17 protein-coding genes are annotated in these 21078 nt (G+C 30.9%); 15 read left to right on the top strand and 2 right to left on the bottom strand.

All coding sequences use genetic code 11. The features are described from left to right. Nucleotides 1–213 precede the first annotated feature (213 nt). Nucleotides 214–777 (top strand): cytidylyltransferase domain-containing protein, encoded by a 564-nt coding sequence (locus RWS90_RS04200; protein WP_314548912.1) that lies wholly within the window; start codon nt 214–216, stop codon nt 775–777. A gap of 131 nt (nt 778–908) precedes the next feature. On the opposite strand, the gene RWS90_RS04195 is transcribed toward RWS90_RS04200, so the two are convergent. Then, on the bottom strand, nt 909–3077 hold the full coding sequence (locus RWS90_RS04195; RefSeq protein ID WP_314548910.1) for a PBP1A family penicillin-binding protein: 2169 nt from the start codon (nt 3075–3077) through the stop codon (nt 909–911). Nucleotides 3078–3083: 6 nt separating this feature from the next. Next, nucleotides 3084–3659 (bottom strand): Holliday junction resolvase RecU, encoded by a 576-nt coding sequence (recU, locus tag RWS90_RS04190; protein ID WP_314548908.1) that lies wholly within the window; start codon nt 3657–3659, stop codon nt 3084–3086. A 567-nt stretch (nt 3660–4226) separates the two neighbouring features. Between recU and RWS90_RS04185 the strand changes: the two genes are divergently transcribed. The 14 genes from RWS90_RS04185 to RWS90_RS04120 all read left to right on the top strand — a co-directional run bounded on the left by RWS90_RS04185 (nt 4227) and on the right by RWS90_RS04120 (nt 20991). Then, nucleotides 4227–5927, top strand: a complete 1701-nt coding sequence (locus RWS90_RS04185; protein ID WP_314548906.1) for a proline--tRNA ligase — start codon at nt 4227–4229, stop codon at nt 5925–5927. Between the two features lie 226 nt (nt 5928–6153). Beyond that, on the top strand, nt 6154–10503 hold the full coding sequence (locus RWS90_RS04180) for a PolC-type DNA polymerase III (protein ID WP_314548905.1): 4350 nt from the start codon (nt 6154–6156) through the stop codon (nt 10501–10503). Nucleotides 10504–10807: 304 nt separating this feature from the next. Then, nucleotides 10808–12079, top strand: coding sequence for a UDP-N-acetylglucosamine 1-carboxyvinyltransferase (murA, locus tag RWS90_RS04175; protein WP_314548904.1), 1272 nt, complete (start codon nt 10808–10810; stop codon nt 12077–12079). Nucleotides 12080–12088: 9 nt separating this feature from the next. Further along, nucleotides 12089–12256, top strand: a complete 168-nt coding sequence (locus tag RWS90_RS04170; protein ID WP_314086715.1) for a DNA-directed RNA polymerase subunit beta — start codon at nt 12089–12091, stop codon at nt 12254–12256. 12 nt (nt 12257–12268) lie between these two features. Then, complete coding sequence (gene pta / locus RWS90_RS04165) at nt 12269–13249, top strand: phosphate acetyltransferase (protein WP_314548903.1); 981 nt, start codon at nt 12269–12271, stop codon at nt 13247–13249. 105 nt (nt 13250–13354) lie between these two features. Next, nucleotides 13355–14002, top strand: coding sequence for an O-methyltransferase (locus tag RWS90_RS04160; RefSeq protein ID WP_314548900.1), 648 nt, complete (start codon nt 13355–13357; stop codon nt 14000–14002). Between the two features lie 48 nt (nt 14003–14050). Next, the gene (locus RWS90_RS04155) at nt 14051–14977 is read left to right on the top strand and encodes a peptidase U32 family protein (RefSeq protein WP_314548898.1); all 927 of its coding nucleotides are present in this window, start codon (nt 14051–14053) and stop codon (nt 14975–14977) included. Between the two features lie 97 nt (nt 14978–15074). Next, complete coding sequence (locus RWS90_RS04150; protein WP_314548896.1) at nt 15075–16346, top strand: U32 family peptidase; 1272 nt, start codon at nt 15075–15077, stop codon at nt 16344–16346. Further along, nucleotides 16346–16972 carry a uridine kinase gene (gene udk / locus RWS90_RS04145; protein WP_314406868.1) on the top strand — a complete coding sequence of 209 codons (627 nt, stop codon included), beginning with the start codon at nt 16346–16348 and terminating at the stop codon, nt 16970–16972. The genes RWS90_RS04150 and udk overlap by 1 nt, the downstream gene beginning before the upstream one ends. A 48-nt stretch (nt 16973–17020) precedes the next feature. Further along, complete coding sequence (gene greA / locus RWS90_RS04140) at nt 17021–17509, top strand: transcription elongation factor GreA (protein WP_314548895.1); 489 nt, start codon at nt 17021–17023, stop codon at nt 17507–17509. Between the two features lie 4 nt (nt 17510–17513). Beyond that, on the top strand, nt 17514–18197 hold the full coding sequence (gene mtnN / locus RWS90_RS04135; protein ID WP_314548893.1) for a 5'-methylthioadenosine/S-adenosylhomocysteine nucleosidase: 684 nt from the start codon (nt 17514–17516) through the stop codon (nt 18195–18197). Between the two features lie 175 nt (nt 18198–18372). After that, nucleotides 18373–19338, top strand: a complete 966-nt coding sequence (locus tag RWS90_RS04130; RefSeq protein ID WP_314548891.1) for a lysylphosphatidylglycerol synthase domain-containing protein — start codon at nt 18373–18375, stop codon at nt 19336–19338. Then, nucleotides 19335–19934 (top strand): glycerol-3-phosphate acyltransferase, encoded by a 600-nt coding sequence (locus RWS90_RS04125; protein WP_314548889.1) that lies wholly within the window; start codon nt 19335–19337, stop codon nt 19932–19934. The genes RWS90_RS04130 and RWS90_RS04125 overlap by 4 nt, the downstream gene beginning before the upstream one ends. Nucleotides 19935–20799: 865 nt before the next feature. After that, nucleotides 20800–20991: a hypothetical protein gene (locus tag RWS90_RS04120; RefSeq protein WP_314548886.1), complete on the top strand. Its 192-nt coding sequence runs from the start codon at nt 20800–20802 to the stop codon at nt 20989–20991. Nucleotides 20992–21078: the final 87 nt, after the last annotated feature.

Here is a 21078-nt window from a genome sequence, read left to right as displayed (position 1 = left end):
TCTAAAGATTTTTTACTAAAAATTTTATAATTTTGATATTGAAATTTACAGAAAGCTAATAATATACTGTTTTTAAGTGTTAATATTGAAGATGCGGTTGCGATTTTTAATTCGTCCTTTTTTAGAATATTGAAACTATGGTATTGAATACATTAAGATGATATAATTGACAGTGAAAGAAGAAATAATAGGAAATAAGAAAGTGGTATAAAATTGAAAAAAATAGCGATAATTCTAATAAGAAAAAACTCAAAAGGATTAACAGATAAAAATATTAAGTTGTTTTGTGGAAAACCTTTATGTTTTTATACAATAGATATAGCCATTAATAGTAGACTATTTGATGAAATATGGATTTCTTCAGATGCACAAGAGTATTTAGATATATGTAAAGAAGAATACGGAGAACAATGTAAATATATAATTCGAAATAAAGAAGTAGCAGCAGATTCTTCAACAACATATGAAACACTGGAGTGCCTATTTAATAATATAAAAGAAGATTTTATATTTATGAATTTACAAGTAACCTCACCACTTAGAAAGATTGAGCATATAAAAGAAGTTATTAAAATATTCAAGGATTGTGATCATATAGTGTCTTTTAGCGAACTGAAATATAGTAAGAGTTTGTTTATGAATTTAAATGATGGTTATTTACTACCTTCACGACATGGAGGAGATTATAGAAGGCAAGATGAGCCTAGCTATTCAATGTGGATGTCGACAAAAAATAATTATTTAAGAGATAAAACTTTTTATACAAAAAAAAACTAAAGTTTATGAAATGGAAAAGATTTTTAGTTTTGATATAGATGATGAAATTGATTTTTATATTTGTGAAGAGTTATATAAGAATTATATTTTAGAAAATTAAAGAGAATCGCGATTGTTACGCGATTCTCTTTTTATCTTCTTGTATTTTGATTAATAGTACTAGGCGTTCGATTATTATTACCGGTACCTGTACGAGAGTTTGCTTGGTTTTGAGTACGATTAGATTGTGTAGAATTTGTAAGTGAATTAAATACTGTAGTTAAAGGTGAACGATTTTCACGTTGTTTTTGTGCAAGTGCTGCTTGATAAACAGCATCACGATCACTACCAGCATACATATAGTCTGTTTCTTTATTTCTTTCTTTAGCGTATTCAACTCCATTTTTCGACTCGATTCCTGCTGGTTTTTCAAATGCTGCAGGAACTTTATTATCTGAAGCTTTCTTCATAACATTTGCCATTATAACTTGAGTTGTTTTTGCTTGATCATAAGATAAAGCTTTAGCAGCTGAATCGAGTACATCAGCTCCTTGCCAAACTGCAACAGTATAGTCAGTGGTATAACCTATCATCCAGCTATCTTTTGTAGAATTAACTACATCAATTCCATAGTTGTAATATGCTGTGTCATCGAAGGTACTAGATCCAGATTTACCAGCCATGTCAAAGTTTGGAATTTTACCATTAGGAGATAATCCATCTTCAGTTAAAACTCCTTTTAAGACGTTTGTCATAAGATAAGCTGTTTCCTCAGACATTGCTTTTACAGGCTCAGACTTAATATTTACTAATTCTTTACCATTAGCATTAAATACTTTTACAATAGTAGAAGGTTTGTTATAGTAACCTTTATTACCGAATGAAGCAAAGGCTCCAGCCATTTGTAAAGTTGAAACTCCATCAACATTACCACCGATTGCTGTAGTAGGTTCATCTTTAGTTACAGGTATTCCTAATCTTTCAGCAAAATGTTTAGCTCTTTCATATCCTACAGATTCGAAAGCGCGTACTGCGGGAATATTGTAAGACCAAGACACTGCTCGAGTCATAGGCACTGTTCCATGATAAATTCTATCCCAGTTTTGAATATAAAACTCAGTTCCAGCTATTTTATATGGTGTATCAGAAAATGTTGTTTGTGGGTCCCAGCCATAGTATTCAATACCCGGTGCATAGTCGATAAGTGGTTTAATAGATGAACCAGGTTGTACACGTGCGTCTACTGCGAAGTTATAACCACCGGCTTTATAATTTTTTCCTCCACCGATAGCTTCAACAAGTCCAGTTTTAGTGTCAAGAACAGATATAGCGGCTTGGGAAGCATGTGGTGTCATTGGGTAAGATTGATTGTCTAACATGTCTTGAACATATATTTGTAATTCAGGATTTAAGTTAGTGTAAACTTTTATTCCCATAGACAATGGATCTTTAACATTTTCAAAGTTTTTATTTTCTTTTAATTCTTTAGTAATTTGATCAATATATGCAGCAAACTTAGGATTATAAGTGTGTTGATTAGCTCTTTCTTCTTTCGTTTTTTCAACAATTCCGTCAGTGATAGGAGTATTTACAGCGTTGTTGTATTCATCTTCAGTAATTTTATCATTACTTAAAAGTGCGTACAATACTGTATCACGACGTTCCTTTGCTTGTTTTGGATAATCATAAGGGTTATACAAAATTGGTTGTTGAGGTATTCCAGTTAATAATGCAACCTGAGGTAGAGTTAACTCATCTAGTTCTTTATTATAGAAATATCTGGCTGCTGTTTTAATACCGTATTGCCCATCAGAATAGTATATTTTATTCATATACATTTCTAGTATGTCTTCTTTAGTATATCTGTTTTCTAATTTTAGCGACAAGTATGCTTCTTGGATTTTCCTTTGTAATGATTTATCAGATGTAAGTAATGAATTTTTTACTACTTGCTGTGTAATAGTACTTGCACCTTGTTGGGCAGAATTAGAACGAATATTCACAAGTACTGCTTTGATAAGACGAATAGGGTCGATACCTATATGAGATTGGAATCTTGAGTCTTCGGTTGTAAGAACAGTTTCTGTAATATTTTTTGGAATGTCATTAATAGACACGTATTCGCGTTTTTCTGCTCCAACTGTCGCTATTAAATTAAGATTTTTATCATAAATTTCCGATGATAGCGGATCTTGTAAATTAGCCTGGGTAATATCAGGAACATCTTTTAATTCTCGAGCAAATAGCATTAATACAATAAAGAATAACACTAAGCAGATTGAAAAAAAGATTGAACTAATATATTTAAATAAAGTTTTCATCTGACGTTAAAACTCACTTTCATTATTTTTTATAATAGTTAAGTAATCTAATCTAATTTTATAGTTAAATAACAACTCGAATGCAGATTCTTCAAATTCACAAAGCTTTATTGATTTTCTACCACCATTTTTTGCACGTTCATGAAAAAATACAAATTGTTTAAATGGAAGAATATACGTCTTATCGATTTTTTTAAATCTAACGATAATAAAAGTTATGCCTCCATGATTTAAGATTTTTTTCATGTGTTCAATTTGGTGTTCATGAATATTATTAAGTGAAAATGATGTAGTAGAGTTAGTCTCTTTAGCTTCAAAATCAATATATTTACCATTCCATAATCCATTATAGTCAGTAGTAGAAGGAGTTTTATAAAATGCCTTAGTAATCATAGCGCTTGCTCTGTTAGGATAATTAACTTCTACTATTTGAATGGGGATAGGTTTTTTATGAATTACTGCAATATCATTATTTAAGTAATATTTATTCGCAAAGTTAATGTCATCCTCGAGTTCCATTCCACGATTAGAATATTTTGTTTTTTGAATAAAATTACTTTTTCTATTAGGATAATTGAACATATATCCCTCCATAAATAATTATCTTATATATTATACTATATTATGAAAGAAATTTGAATTACAAATAGTTGAAATTTAGTATAAATTTAGAACTTATATATTTCAGACTAATTAACTGATAAGAAGAACGCTAGAACTTTATATATAACAAAATATAATATTAAACGGTGAAAAAGGATGTCTAATTATATTTTAAATAAAAGGGAGTGACTTAAGAATCACGATTTTGTAGAAACAAAATTTTATCGAGTCAGCCACCTTTCATTTTAGATTTTTTATTTAAAGAAAATTAGAATATTAAATATAAAAAACTAGTAATAATAAAAATCACTATTAGTATAGTTAAAGAAGATATATAACAGTATGAAATTTATCTAACAAGGAGCTACAAAAGAAATTGGTAGAAATAACATTTATAGTTTGGAATATACAATTTAAAAATTAATAACAATAAACAATGGATGAGTAATACAGTAATATATTTATAAAAAAATAAAATTTTTCGAAAAAAAGTATCAGATTTGTGGTATAATATAAGTAATTTTAAAAATAAGAGGTGGTATTGTTATGAGACAATCAAGAACGTTTATTCCAACAACAAGAGAAGTACCATCCTCTGCAGAAGCAATTAGTCACAAGTTGCTTATTAAAGCGGGGATGGTGAAGCAGGTATCTGCAGGAGTTTATACACATCTTCCCTTAGCTACTAGAGTAATTCAAAAAATCGAAAAAGTTATAAGAGAAGAACATGAAAAAATTGGTGCTGTAGAATTATTAATGCCAATTTTACAATCTGATGAATATTGGAAAAAATCTGGACGTTGGAACAAAATGGGAGACGAATTAATTCGTGTTACCGATAGAAAAAATGCAGGATATGCATTAAGTCCAACAGCAGAAGAAATCATTTGTCAAACAGTTAGCAATATGGTAACTTCATATAAACAACTTCCAGTGAATTTATATCAAATTCAAACTAAATTCCGTGATGAAATTCGTCCACGTTTAGGGTTATTACGTTGTAAAGAGTTCATTATGAAAGATGGTTATTCATTCCATGATTCACCAGAATCGCTAAGAGAAACATATAATGACTATTATCAAGCATATAGTAACATCTTTGATAGATTTGAGCTTAAGTATCGTGCAGTAAAAGCTGATTCTGGTAATATCGGAGGAAGTTATACTCACGAATTCCAAGCATTAGCAGAAGTAGGGGAAGATACTATTGCCTATACTGAAGAGAGTGATTACGCAGCGAATATTGAAACTGCTGCAGTAGTTGAACAAAACTACACTATGCCTACTGGCTTTGAGAAAAAAGAGCGTAGTTTATTAGAAACGCCAAATCAACAATCTATAGATGACATTGCAGCATTTTGTGGTGTAGAAGTTAATCGTGCGATGAAAGCTTTAGCATTAAAAGCTGATGGAGAATTCTATTTAGTTCTTATGCGTGGTAACGATCAACTTAATGATATTAAATTCATGAAAGCGACAGGAACTTCTGAAGTAGAAATGGCAACTGAACAAGAAATTGAAGAAGTTATGGGAAGTGTTGTTGGTTACATGGGACCATTTGGTATTAAAAACTGTAGAGTAATCGCGGATAATGCTATTAAATACATGTACAACCACAGTTGTGGAGCTAATAAAAAAGGATTCCACTATATCAACGTAAATCCAGGGGATTATGAAGTAGAAGCTCACTACGATCTTCGTATGATTGAAGAAGGTGACTTAGCAGAGGACTTATCAGGACCAATTAAATTTGCTAAAGGAATCGAGGTAGGACAAGTGTTCGAACTTGGTAAAGGATATTCAGAATCTATGGATATTACGTACCTAGATGCTAATGGTCGCGCAAATCATTTTTACATGGGATGTTATGGTATTGGGGTAACTCGTGTTATTTCAGCTATTATCGAACAAAATAGCGATGACAAAGGTATTATCTGGCCTAAAGAAGTAGCACCATATCAAGTTCATTTAGTATGTGTAGATGTTAAGAAAGAAGAGCAAGTAAAACTTAGTGAAGAATTATATGCTAGCTTAACTGCTGCTGGTTATGAAGTACTTTATGATGACAGAGTAGAGCGTGCGGGTGTTAAATTTAATGATGCAGACTTAATCGGTATTCCATTACAAGTAGTAGTAGGTAAAAAAGCTGCAGAAGGAATCGTTGAAGTTAAAGATAGAAAAACTCTAGAAAAAGTTGATACAGAAGTTGCTGATGTATTAGCTAAAGTAGAAGCATTTTATAAATAGTGCTACGTAGTTAAAATAATAAATACCAACTAAAAATAAATGGTTGTAAGAAGATAACAATTTGTTTTTGGTTGGTATTTTTAGTATAATTTAATAGAGTATATTTTTTAATAGAGTATATTTTGTTTTAGTATGCATAAGATAAGGAAAGCACCTTATGATTATGGTGAAAGGGTCTAGTCAAAAGGATAATTTGCCAAATACAGAGATAAAAATAGGAGGAAGCATGAGTAATAAACATTTTTCTTTATTAGTTAAAACATTAGAATTAGAAGAACAATTAGCCAATTCGGAATTTATAAATTTTTCATTAGATAATATAGAAAAAGATAATAAAAACAAAATATGGACGTTTAATTTTAGTGGAGAAAATTTACCATCAGTAGATGAACTTACATTACTTATTCAAAAAATAAGAGAGAGTTTTTTAGGAGACTATATCGTTAATTATCGCTTAAAAGTAAGCAATGAAGTAACTGATGAACAAATTAAAGAATTTTGGAAATATATAATACTGGAGAATTTCTCAGAAATATCTCAGGTGTTACTAGAAAGTATTTTGTTTAGTGAAATTGGTGTTAATAATAGTGTATTAACAATGAAGATAATGGCTCCATCTATTTGGAATAATTTTATTAATGAAAGAAAACAACAAATTATTAGTAGTTATTCAAACCTTGGAATTACTATTAAAGATATAGTTCCTAATTTCTCTAAAACAGATGTTGAAGCGGTATTAGAAAGTCAGGAGGAAAAGATTTCTCAGGAAATAGTAAAATTAGAAGAAATAGAGAAAAAAGAAGCGGAAAGGAAACCAAAAGAACCTGAGAAAAAATTTGCTGCCTTCGGTGGAGGCGGGGTAAGTCGCTATGGCCAAGAAATACGTGATGAAGATATCGTAGAGATAAAGGATGTTGTAGGATATTCTGGTGATGTAACAATAATGGCGCAAGTTTTTGGCACGGAAGAAATTGTACACAGAAATGGTTCAAGTCAATACCGATTAAAACTTACAGATTATAGTGATTCTATCATTTTAAGGCTATTTGGTAACAATCCAAATTCTAAATTCCAAAATAAACGTAAAAATGAGCTTATAGATTTAGTAAAAGGGATTAAAAAAGGGCAATGGCTTAAAATCCATGGAACTGTGAGTAATGATCCATATTTAAGAGATACAATCATCGAGCCTAAATCTGTTGAAGTAGCGCAAAAAGAAGAGAAAAAAGATAATTATAGTGGTAAAAAAAGAATAGAGTTAAATACTCATACAAAAATGAGTCAGCTAGAAGGTATTTCTTCTGCGAAAGAATATTTAGCTCGTGCTATTGATTGGGGACACGAAGCAATTGCGTTTACTGATACTTATGGAGTTCAGGCGTATCCAGAAATTTGCTTAAGTTCAAAAGGCAAGGAAATCAAACCAATATATGGATTAAATGCTTTTATTATGGATGATAGTATTACAGCTACAACAAATCCAAAAGAGCTTAAATTAAAAGATGCAACTTATGTTGTTTTTGACGTTGAAACTACTGGTCTTTCTGCTGAACGTGACAGACTAATAGAGATTGCGGCTGTTAAGGTAAAAAATGGAACTGAGATAGATAGTTTTGAAAGTTATATTAATCCGCAAAGACCTATTTCAGAATTAATTACCAAAATTACTAGTATTACTAATGATGATGTTAGAAATGCTCCTTTAGAAAAAGAGGTTATGACTAATTTTTATAATTGGTTAGATAAAGATGACATATTGGTAGCCCATAATGCAAAGTTTGACCTTGGTTTCTTAGATACATGCTTTGAGCGTTTGGGATTGGAAAATAAAAATAATGCAAGTATAGATACGCTATTTGTTTCTCGTGCTGAAAATAAAGAGGCTAAAAGGCATGGTCTTAGCAATTTAGCTAAATTATACAAAGTTCGTTTAGTACAGCACCACAGAGCTATTTACGATACAAAAGCTACTGCAGAAATTTTTGTTAAAATGTTAGATCAATTATATGAACTTGGTATTGAATGCCATAATGAAATAGATCGAAAGATTGATTTGGAGCTTGCGCATAAGCGTTCAAGAGCTTTTCCATGCTCAATTTTAGTGAAGAATGCAAAAGGTCTTAAAGATTTATTTAGACTTGTTTCTTATAGTTGTACTAAGTACTTAAATGCTGCCAAACCAACTATTCCACGTAGTTTATTAGAACAATACCGACAAGATTTACTGATTGGTAGTGGTAATAGTGATAATGAAGTATTTGAAGAATTGCTAAATTCAAAAGAAGCTAAGGTAGAAGATATAATCGATTTTTATGATTATATTGAAATTCAACCTAATAATCACTATGAGAGTTTTATAAAGAATGAGAGAATAGCAAATACATCGGAATTAGAAGAAATTCTGAAAAAATTAATACAATTAGCTAAGAAAAAAGAAAAAATTGTTGTAGCAACAGGAGATTGTTATTATCTAGATGAATATCAACATGTCTATCGACAAATATTAAGACTAACGGTGAAAAGTAATCCTGGTGCTCGTGATTTAAAACCAATGGCAACATTCTTGACAACTGAAGAAATGTTAAAAGAATTCTCTTATTTAGATGAACAACTAAGAGAAGAAATAGTTATTGATAATACTCATAAAATCAATGATATGATAGAATTAGTTGTACCGTTAAAAGATAAGCTGTATACGCCAAATATTGAAGGTGCAGCTGATGAGGTTCGTAATCTTAGTTATGATATGGCTCATAAAATATATGGAGAACAGCTACCGGAGATTGTAGAGAAGAGATTAGAAAAAGAACTGGCCTCTATTATCGGTAATGGATTCAGTGTAGTATATTTAATTTCACATAAGCTAGTTAAGAAATCACTTGATGATGGATATCTTGTAGGATCAAGGGGGTCTGTTGGTTCATCATTAGTTGCGACAATGATGGAGATTACAGAGGTTAACCCATTAGCTCCGCATTATGTTTGTCCAAAATGTAAACATAGTGAATTTTTCTTAAATGCTGAATATGCTTCCGGATTTGACCTTCCAAATAAAAATTGTCCGCATTGTGATATTAAGATGACAAAGGACGGTCAGGATATTCCGTTCGAAACATTCTTAGGATTTAATGGAGATAAAGTACCCGATATAGATTTAAACTTCTCTGGAGAATATCAAGCTACGGCACATAACTTTACGAAAGAAATTTTTGGTGAGGATTACGTATACCGTGCCGGAACTATTTCGACAGTAGCAGAAAAAACAGCTTATTCATTTACTAGAGATTATTATGAGAAAAATGAAGTAGAAAAAAGAAGTATTGATATAGAGAGAATAGCAGCAGGATGTGAAGGCTCTAAGAGAACTACTGGTCAACACCCTGGAGGGATACTAGTCGTTCCAAATGATATGGATATTTTTGACTTTACACCGTACCAATTCCCGGCGGATGATGAAACGAGTCCATGGAGAACAACTCACTTTGATTTCCATTCTATTCATGATAATATTTTAAAATTTGATATACTTGGACACGATGATCCAACTATGATAAGAAAACTTCAAGATTTATCTGGCATCGATCCTAAAACAATAGATGTATCTGATCCTGAAGTAATGGGTATTTTCTCAACGGTAGAAGCACTCGGAGTAACAAGAGAACAAGTAGATTCAGCTAGTGGAACATTTGGTATTCCTGAATTTGGAACAAACTTTGTTATTCAGATGCTAGATGACACGAAGCCGACTACATATTCAGAATTAGTTCAAATATCAGGATTATCTCATGGTACAGATGTTTGGTTAGGTAATGCTCAAGAATTAATCAAAAATGGTACTTGTGAACTTAAGGATGTAATTGGATGTCGTGATGATATTATGGTATATCTAATTCATGCAGGTCTTGAAGAAGGATTGTCTTTCAAAATAATGGAAAGTGTAAGGAAAGGTAAAGGTTTATCAGAAGACTTCGAAAAAGCTATGGTTGATAATAATGTTCCAGCTTGGTACATTGATTCATGTAAAAAAATTAAATATATGTTCCCGAAAGCCCATGCATGCGCCTATGTACTTATGGCGCTCAGAATAGCGTGGTTTAAGGTACATCAACCACTTACATATTATTGTGCTTATTACTCAGTAAGAGCGAGTGATTTTGACATTATTACGGTTGTTAAGGGAGCAGAAACACTTAAAGCAAAAATTAAAGAAATAAAAACTACAGATAAAAATGAATTATCGAATAAAGATAAAGATGCTCTTGTAAGCTATGAAATTGCTAATGAGATGATGGAGCGAGGTTTCACTTTTTCAAAAGTAGATATAAAAAAATCAGCAAGTCATGACTATATCATTGAAGGAAATACTTTAATTCCACCGTTTTCTATTGTTCCTGGTCTAGGTGATAACGTAGCGAACAAAATAGTTCAGGCGAGAGAAGAAAAACCTTTCTTATCTATTGAGGATTTTTCAAAACGAGGAAGTGTATCATCAACTGTGGTAGAGTATTTGAGAGAGATGGGGACATTAAAAGGTTTGCCTGAAAAAGCTCAATTATCATTCTTTGATGAATTGTAATAGTATATCATACAAAACAAATAATAAAAGAATCAATTATAATGTAATAAAACAATAAATTTCATTTTTGAAAAATATATTTTTAAAAAGAATTTAAGATGTATTAAAATTTTAACAGTAAATATGTTTTAGAATAAGAATATAGTATATGATTTATTAAAATTAGTTTTTTATTATTTGATAACTTAAATTATACTTTTTATAAATTAAATATTAAAATAATTATTCGAACTTTATTTATTTTTTAATTTGTGGTAGTATTATATGTGATATAAAATGTAAATATAGAGATGGAGGAAACAACTTGGAAAAGATAGTCGTTAAAGGTGGAACGCCTTTAATAGGAGAAGTACAAGTTTCTGGTGCGAAGAATGCAGCTTTACCAATTTTAGCTGCAGGTTTATTGGCAACAGAGGGTACAAGTAAATTTTATAATGTTCCTAAGTTATCAGATATTAAAACAATAGGATTATTATTTGAAAGTCTAGGTGTAAAAATTGATTATAGACCAGATGAAAACACATTGGAAATGGACGCAAGAAATCCATTATTAACAGAGGCATCATTTGAATTTGTTAGTAAAATGAGAGCATCATTTTTAGTTTTAGGTCCTATGCTAGCTCGTGAAGGAAGTGCGAAGGTAGCAATGCCAGGTGGATGCTCTATTGGAAGTAGACCGATTGATCAACATTTAAAAGGATTTGAAGCCTTAGGTGCTACAATTATTCAGGATGCAGGATTCGTAGAAGCCCGAGCAGAAAAAGAATTAGAAGGATCAACAATCTTCTTTGACTTCCCAAGTGTAGGTGGAACACAAAATGTTATTATGGCCAGTTGTCTAGCAAAAGGAAAAACAACAATTGTTAATGCTGCACAAGAACCAGAAATCGAAGACATGATTAACTTCTTAATTAAAATGGGAGCTAAGATTGAAGGGAAAGGAACTTCTGTTTTAGTTATAGAAGGTGTTGAAAAGTTAGTAGGTACAGAATATACTGTAATGCCTGACCGTGTAGAAGCGGCTACATATATGATTGCAGCAGCTGCAACTAAAGGAGATGTTCTTGTTAAAGGAGCTCCGTATAAAGATAATGTCGCTTTAGTAAGTAAGATGCGAGAAATGGGAGTTGAAATCGAGGTTGTGGATGAAACATCGATGCGAGTAAGTAATAAACTTGAGAGTTTAAGACCTGTAGATGTCAAGACTTTACCACACCCAGGATTTTTAACGGATATGCAATCTATTATGTGTGTATTGACACTATTAGCTGATGGTACAAGCACAATTACTGAAACTGTTTTTGAAAATAGGTTTATGCATGTTGAAGAACTACGTAGAATGAATGCGAAAATCAGAATAGAAGGAAGAAGTTCACTAATAGAAGGGTTACCTCATTTAGAAGGAACTACTGTAAGAGCTACAGATTTACGTTCAGGAGCAGCGTTAGTTATCGCAGGATTAATGGCTACAGGAACTACTAAAGTTATTGATATTTATCATATTGATAGAGGATATGTAGACATTGAAGAAAAAATGAGAAAACTAGGTGCAGATATTCAAAGAATTGATGAGTAGGAATTTATTATGAAATTAAGTGATAAATTATTAAGATATTTGCGAAATATAGCCTTGATAATTATTATATTTTATATAGGATTATTAATAGGCTACACTATTCTTGGTAAGGGAAGTTTATTCGATGCTTTAAGTTTAAAGCCGATAAGACATATTAAAGATATTATATACAATTAGGAGGAAATGAAGATGGCAAATGATTTATTTGTAGAACTTCAACAAAAATTAGAAGGGAAAAATGTACGTATCGTACTTCCAGAAGCATATGATGAGCGTGTATTAGAAGCGGCTGTTAAATTAGGCGCTACTAGTTATGTTCAACCTGTGTTAGTTGGAAAAAAAGAAAAAGTAGAAGAGATTGCTAAAGGGTTATCTTTAGATGCTTCTAACTTGGAAGTTATTGATCACGAAAACTACGAAAAATTAGAAGAATTAGTTGCTAAGTTTGTAGAGCGTCGTGCAGGAAAAGTAACTGAAGAAAAAGCTCGTGAATTATTAAAAGATGTTAACTACTTCGGAACTATGTTAGTATATACAGGTGAAGTTGAAGGATTAGTATCTGGAGCAATTCACTCTACTGGAGATACTGTTCGTCCAGCGTTACAAATAATAAAAACTAAACCAGGTACAAAACGTACAAGTGGTGCATTCATTATGAGTAAAGAAGACAAACGTTATGTATTTGCTGACTGTGCGATTAACCCAACATTAGATGCAGAAGGTTTAGCTGAAATCGCAATTGAAAGTGCAAGAACAGCTAAAAGCTTTAACGTTGATCCAAAAGTAGCAATGTTAAGTTTCTCTACTTTAGGTTCAGCTGTTACTGAAGATACTACAAAAGTGGCAGAAGCTACTAAATTAGTTAAACAAAATGCACCTGAATTAGCGGTAGAAGGTGAATTACAATTCGATGCTGCAGTTGTACCTTCAGTTGCTAAATTAAAAGCTCCTAATTCAAAAGTACAAGGAGATGCTAATGTATTTGTGTTCCCGAGCCTAGAAGCTGGTAATATTGGATACAAAATTGCACAACGTTTAGGTGGATTTGAAGCTGTAGGACCAATCTTACAAGGATTAAACGCTCCTGTGAATGACCTATCTCGTGGATGTAATGCAGAAGATGTATATAAACTTTCATTAATTACAGCTGTTCAAGCTTTAGAAAAATAAGATTTTAATAAAGAGGTTGACTTTGGTCAATCTCTTTTATTCTTTATAATTGCATTTATACCAATTTATATGGTAATATATAATGATGTATATATGGAGGTAAACATGGTTGCGATAGAATCAAAAGATGATTTATATGTTATAGATTTGTTAGAAGATTTTGATGAATTTTATTTAGAGTTAGAAAAATTCGCTGAAGAGAATAGAGTTCCAATTATCGATAAGATCGGAATAAGATTTTTAATTCAAATGCTGAAAATAAAGAAAGCTAAGAATTTGTTAGAAATTGGGACGGCTATTGGGTATACTTCTATCAAATTGGCGGAAAAAATAGGATGTAATGTTACTACTATTGAGCGTGATGATAAGATGTATAGCGAAGCAAAAAACAACATTGAAAAGAGAAATCTTACTGATAAAATAACATTGCTTCATGCTGATGCATTAGAACTTCAAGATGAAGTAGTGATAAATGCCCCATACGATGTAGTATTCATTGATGGAGCTAAAAGTCAAAGTAGAAAGTTTTTTGAATTATATGAACCATATTTTGCTGAAGATGTTGTAGTTATTACGGATAATGTGCTATTTAAAGGAATGGTTGCAGATCCAAGTATTATAAAACACAGTAGAGATTTAAAACAACTTTCTAGAAAAATTAATAATTATAATGAATGGTTATTAAAACATGAAAACTATGAGAGTGTAATATTGCCATTTGGAGATGGAATAACTATAACAACAAGAAAATAAAATTATAAAGCTATTAAGTTAGTAGATTTTATTAAGAAAGGATAAAAAATGACAGTAGAATTAGTTGTAACACCGAAAAGTATAGATCATATTTATGAACTTATAAATGTTGGAGCTGATAGTTTCGTAATTGGTGAAGAAAAATATGGATTACGTCTTGCTGGTGAATTTAAAAGAGATGAATTAAAAAAAGCTATTGAGATTATTCACCAAGCGGGAAAAAAAGCTTATGTGAGTGTGAATGCTATTTTTCATAATGAGCATATCGATGACTTAGTTGATTATTTACATTATCTATCAACGTTAAATGTAGATGCGTTAATATATGGAGAACCAACAATCATTACTATCTTAAGAGAAGAAAATCTTGATTTTAAACTTCAATGGGATCCACATACATTAGCAACGAATTCATTCTCTTGTAATTACTGGGGGAAACGTGGAGCTTATAGAACATGTCTTTCAAAAGAATTAACTATTGATGAGATTCTTGAAATCACTGGAAAAAGTGACTATGAGATTGAAGTTCAAGTGCAAGGGATGCTTTGCATGTTCCAATCAGTAAGAAAATTAGTTGATAATTACTTCATGTATAGCGATAAAGAGAAATATATCGAAGAATATAGTAATTCTAAGAAACTATTCCTATATAGTCAAGATAGAAATGAACGTTACCCAATTTTCGAAGATTCTAATGGAACGCACATTATGAGTGCAAATGACATCTGTGCAATTGAAGAGTTAGATCGTCTAATTGAAGCAGGAGTATCTGCATTCAAAATTGAGGGTGTTTTAAAAGATGAAGATTATATTACAGAAGTAGTAACGATTTATCGTGATGCTATAGATCTTTATTATGAAGATAAAGATGCATATGAAGATGAAAAACAAGATTTCTATAATGATATAGAGAGAATTAAACCGAAATATAGAGAAGTAGACCTAGGATTTTTCTACAAGAAAACTATGTACTAATCATATTTTAAATTTTGAAAAGAGGACAAGGTTTCCTATATAAAACCTAATAAAAAAGACAAGGAGGATGGGTCATACTTGAATGTGACCTAAACTTATGGCAATACCAAATATTTCAGAAATTAAAGACGGCAAGAGAATAATAACGAAAAAACCGGAATTACTGCTTCCAGCAGGTAATTTAGAAAAATTAAAAATAGCTATTCATTACGGAGCAGATGCTGTGTTCTTAGGTGGACAGGAGTTTGGACTTCGTAGTAACGCAGACAATTTTACAATTGAAGAAATCAAAGAAGGTTGTGAGTTTGCAGCAAAATATGGAGCTGATATTTATGTAACAGCGAATATTATTGCGCATGACGAAAACTTTGAAGGATTAGATGAATTCTTAATGGCACTGCAAGATGCAGGGGTAAGAGGAATCATCGTTGCAGATCCATATATTATTGAAAGATGTAAAGCTGTTGCTCCCAATGTAGAAGTACATATTAGTACTCAGCAATCTATCTCAAACTATAAAGAAGTTAGATATTGGGAAAGTGAAGGAGTACACCGTGTTGTATTAGCACGTGAAACAGGATATGAAGAAATAAAAGAAATTCGTGAAAAAACAGATGTTGAGATTGAGATGTTTGTACACGGGGCAATGTGTATAGCATATTCTGGACGTTGTACTTTAAGTAACTATATGACGGCGCGTGATAGTAATCGTGGAGGTTGTTGTCAATCATGTCGTTGGAACTATGATCTTTATGAAGAAGGAACTGATGAAGATACTAAATTATTCGATGAAGGTACAAATCCTTACGCAATGAGCCCTAAAGATTTAACTTTAATCGAAGCTGTACCAGAAATTATTGAATTAGGTATTGATTCATTAAAAGTTGAAGGTCGTATGAAATCAATTCACTATGTTGCGACTGTTGCGAGTGTGTACAGAAAGTTGATTGATGATTACTGTGCAGATCCAGACAATTTCAAGATGACACCAGAATATAAATTAGAACTATATAAATGTGCTAATCGTGATACTGCGATGTCATTTTTCTACGAAATACCTAAGTATACTGAACAAATGTTTGGAAATGAAGGTGGTAAGAAAACAAATTATGATTTTGTTGGACAAGTACTTCACTACGATGAAGAAACTCAAATTGCAACAATTCAACAACGTAACTTCTTTAAAACAGGTCAAGAAGTTGAATTCTTTGGACCAGAAATTGATACATTTAGACAAGTTATCGGTGAAATTTATGATGAAGATGGAGAATTATTAGATGCAGCAAGACATCCACTTCAAATTATTAGAACAAAATTGGACTCTAGAGTATTTAAAAGCAATATGATGCGAAAGGAAATGGGACGCTAATGGCTACAGATAGACCAAAAATTATCGGTATTGTAGGAGGAAGCGGTAGTGGTAAAACTACTGTTACTAAAAGAATTATAGATGAGTTAACTCAAGATAAGGTTGCATTAATTGAACAAGATTATTATTATAAAGATCAAAGTCATATGACGATGGATGAGAGAGTTAAGACAAATTATGATCACCCTAATGCATTTGATAATGAGTTACTGTACAATCATCTATTAGAATTAATCGAAGGAAGAGCTGTTGAACTTCCAGTATACGATTATGTAAATCATACTCGTAGCAAAGAACAAAAACACCAAGAACCTAAAGATGTAATTATTATCGAAGGTATGTTTGGTCTTTATTCAGAAAAACTACGTGAATTAATGGATATTAAAATTTATGTTGATACACCGAGTGATCTTCGTATTTTAAGACGCTTATTACGTGATATTAATGAACGTGGAAGAACTGTAGAATCTGTTATTAATCAATATTTAGTGTCGGTTAGACCTATGCACGAGAAATATATTAAACCAACTAAACAATATGCTGATATTATTGTTCCTGATGGCGGATATAATGATATAGCGATTGACATTTTAATAACAAAAATCAAATCGCTACTAGCAAAATAGTAAAAAAAACGATATAATATAGAGTAGACTAAAAAAAGGAGTACCACTATGGCTTTAGAAGAAAAATTAGAATATCAAATGACCCAAGAAGGTTATGACAAACTTGTAGAAGAATTAGAACATTATAAAAAAGTAAAACGTCCAGAAGTAATTGAAAAAATTAAAATTGCACGTAGTTTTGGGGACTTATCTGAGAACTCTGAATACGATGCAGCAAAAGATGAGCAAGGTCATATCGAACGTAAAATTCTAGAAATGGAACAAATGATTCGTTATGCTGTTATCATCGAATTAGATGAAAAGTCAACTTCAATTCGTCTTGGTAATACTGTAACTTATCAAGAACTACCAGATGGTTTAACTGAAACTTACAAAATTGTAGGTAGTGCAGAAGCTAATCCATTTGAATATAAAATTTCAAATGAATCTCCTGTAGCTCAAGCTTTATTAGGAAAAGAAGTAGGAGATATTGCGAAAGTATCATTACCTACAGGACCAGAAGATTCAATGGACATCAAAATTTTAGCGGTAGAGTAATATTATGATAGCATTAATAGGTGCGATGCCAGAAGAAGTGGCTATAATAAAAGAAAAGATAGAGAATCTACAAGAGAAAAAAATAGCACATGTAAGATTTTATGAAGGTAAATATGAAGAACGTGATATTGTTCTAATGTTAAGTTTACCTGGTAAAGTTAATGCTGCTATTGCTACAACTTTACTTTTAGATCACTACAAACCGGAGTATGTCATTAATATAGGTACATGTGGTGCATTGCAAGGTGATATGGAAATTGGAGATATGATTGTTGCAACTGAAGTAAGACATTTTGATGTTGATGCGACAGAGTTTGGATATGAAATTGGTCAAGTGCCGCAAATGCCAGCGGCATACAAGAGTGATGAAAAATTACAAAAACTAGCATCTGAAATCAATTTACCGAATCACAATATTCATTTTGGTTTAGTAGGTACATCAGATTCATTTATCTCTAATAAAGAATTAAAAAAAGGAATAATGAAAAATTTTCCTAACATGCAAGTAGTTGAAATGGAAGCAGCAGCGATTGCTCAAACTTGTTATCAGTTTGGGACAAAATTTATCGTTTGCCGTAGTGTAAGTGATAAGGCAGAAGAAGGAACACGTGTTACCTTTGATGAATTTTTACAAATAGCAGCAGTAAACTCATCTATTTTAACTACAGAATTAATTAAAAAACTTTAAAATTAATTATAAAAATCAGCAAAGAAGAGCATCTGCTTTTCTTTGCTGTAATATTTATTATATCCATGATCAATAATATATTTAATAGATAGAATTTTAAATAATTAATTGTATTGAAAAAAGCGTTATAAAATGTTAAGATAAAGTAGATAAATATTATTTAAGGAAAAGAAAAATGAAAAATATTACCGAAAAAAAATCTTTTACTTATTTGAAAAATTTAATTCAAATAGGTTTGGGATTATTGATATTTTATTTAATTTTTTCCTATTTTAAAAAAGAGATTGTTAGTTTAGATTTTAAAAAAATACATCATCTTACTCTGGCTATAGGAGAGATGAGATTTTTATTAATTTTAATATTTGGTTTATTGGGGATAAGTATTTTGTGTCTTTACGATTACTTTGTCCTTAAAGCCATTAATTTAACAAAAAATATGTCTTCATTGCGTATTTTTAAAATTAGTTTTATGACTAACACATTAAATATGGTTCTAGGTTTCGGAGGTTTTATTGGAGCTGGACTTAGATATTATATGTATAAACCTTATACGAAAAACGGGAAAACCTTGGTTGCTGCGATAGGGATGATTTTAGTCTCTATGCTTTCAGGTATTAGTTTATTGTCAATTTTTGTAGTGTTTAATGTGTTTCCAGGGCAAGCGTTATATGCTGATAATAAAATTTTTTACTATGCTTTAATACTAATGTCACTCTTTTTACCTTTATATCTATTCTTTAATTTAAGAAAGCCGAGAATTAGAACTGATAGATATTTAAGTGTAAAATTGACGATAATTTCTTTTTTAGAATGGGTATTTGCAGCCCTTATTATTCTTATGATTCTTTATTTTTATACAGGAGATTTAGTAGCTGATAAGGAATTGCAAATAATGGGAGTTATAATAGTAGCTTCAATAGTAGGATTACTAACTATGATCCCAGGAGGATTAGGTACTTTTGATACATTAGTACTTATAGGGCTTAAAAACTTAGGAATAAACCCAGAAATTGTAGGTGCAACGATTATAATTTATAGATTATCATATTATGTCGTTCCATTTTCTATAGGGTGTTTAATGTTTCTAAGTGAAGGGATTAGAATGATAAAAATTAAATTAAGGAGAGGAGAAAAGTTATGATTACGATTATAATTTATGCAGTTTTGGCTTACTTAATCGGAAATGTAATGGGTGGTAAATTATTAGAAAAAATTTATAAAGAAGAATTTACTAATAAAGGATCAGGAAATGTTGGAGCGAGAAATGCTGGGCGCGTTCTAGGACCTAGATCATTTTTATTTGTTTTAGCAGTAGATTTCTTTAAGGGATTCTTTGTAGTTATTCTACTTAAGATATTGAATGTGGAACCTAAGATTATATATATATGTATTGTACTAGTATTACTTGGGCATATAAAACCTATTATATTTAAGTTTAAAGGTGGTAAGGGAGTTGCAACATTCTTTGGATGTTTAGCGGCTTTATCGTTAAATTTATTTTTAATTATGATTCTTTGTACATTAGTTATTGCTATAATAGTAAAGAGTCTAACGATAGGATTTTATTCAAGTTTACCATTTGTAACATATATAAACTATATAGAAAACCCATCGTTTTTAATACTAGGAATATTCATTTTGGCGGTCTTATTATTAAGTGTCGTTGCTGTAAGAGACATAGAAGAGTCATTTAATAAATATTTTAGTGTAAAAAAAGTTAAGAAATCAGTTCGATAGTGAGCTGATTTCTTTTTTTGCTATTTAGAATTGTTATTTCGTAGTTCTTTTCTTATAAGCAGAGTACGTTTAAAATGAATTATCGCATATAATAAAAGAAAAATCACAAAAGTTATATATGGAACATAGTAGTATTCTAGTATGTTAATTTTATTGATAAAATTAACAAAGGGTGTTAAGTATACTATTATCATTGCTGTAGTGTAAAAAATATTCTCATATTTTAAAAGATTCAAGATTTTATTAGTTTTTATTAATAACTTATTTTTTTCTTGATAATATCTTACAAAGCTAACGTAGATACATATCGGAATAGTTGAGTAGAAATAGAGGGCATTTTTTGTATAAAAAAATGCAGTTAATAGCACGATGAAAATAAGAAAAGTGATGATTAAGTATTTGTTATATTTCATATAATATCCCTCCCTTTATGAAAAAACAATGTATATAAATAATATAAGTAGGACTTGTTAAGTGGTAACACCTATATTTCGATATAATTATATCATAAATATATTTTAGGGTGAAGAAGTTTTAATAGAGTATACGAATTTTATATAATTATTAAATAAAAAATATATAATGAAACTTAAAAATTGGCGCTGACTCAAAAGTCCTAGATAAAAAAAGTTTATAAGAAAACTTATAGACGCAAGTGTATAATAACTATAAATCTTTGAAAATTCAGATTTAGAGGAATTAGCATAAATACCATAATTCTATCTTTTATTATTTAACTAATAAACGATTTCATTCCGATTTACAGCGGTGCAAATCGGAATAATTACTTAAGACGAGAATCTATTGACTTGTAATATAAAACATAATAAAATTTAAGTATAGAATAAAAACGGAGGCGATTAAGATGAGTAGATGTGAATGTGAACACCACTGTCATTGTCATGATGCGGTAGAAGATTGCAAATGTGGAAATTGTGTTAAAGGAGCATGCGAGTGTAAAGAAGGTTGCGCTTGTGGCTGCCATAATGCAAAAGAAGATTGCGAATGTGGAAACTGCAAAACTGGTGAATGTCATTGTGATAAGCACGTAGCATAAGAAAGAAGAGTTGACAATAAAGTCAACTCTTCTTTCAGGCTGTTGACAAATGCAGAAACTGCATGAGTCAACAGCCTATTTTAATGA

The sequence above is a fragment of the uncultured Gemella sp. genome (genome assembly GCF_963529685.1).
Classification (GTDB): Bacteria; Bacillota; Bacilli; order Staphylococcales; family Gemellaceae; genus Gemella.
Note: the sequence above shows the minus strand (reverse complement) of the source record. Positions and strands in the feature narration are given on the sequence as shown.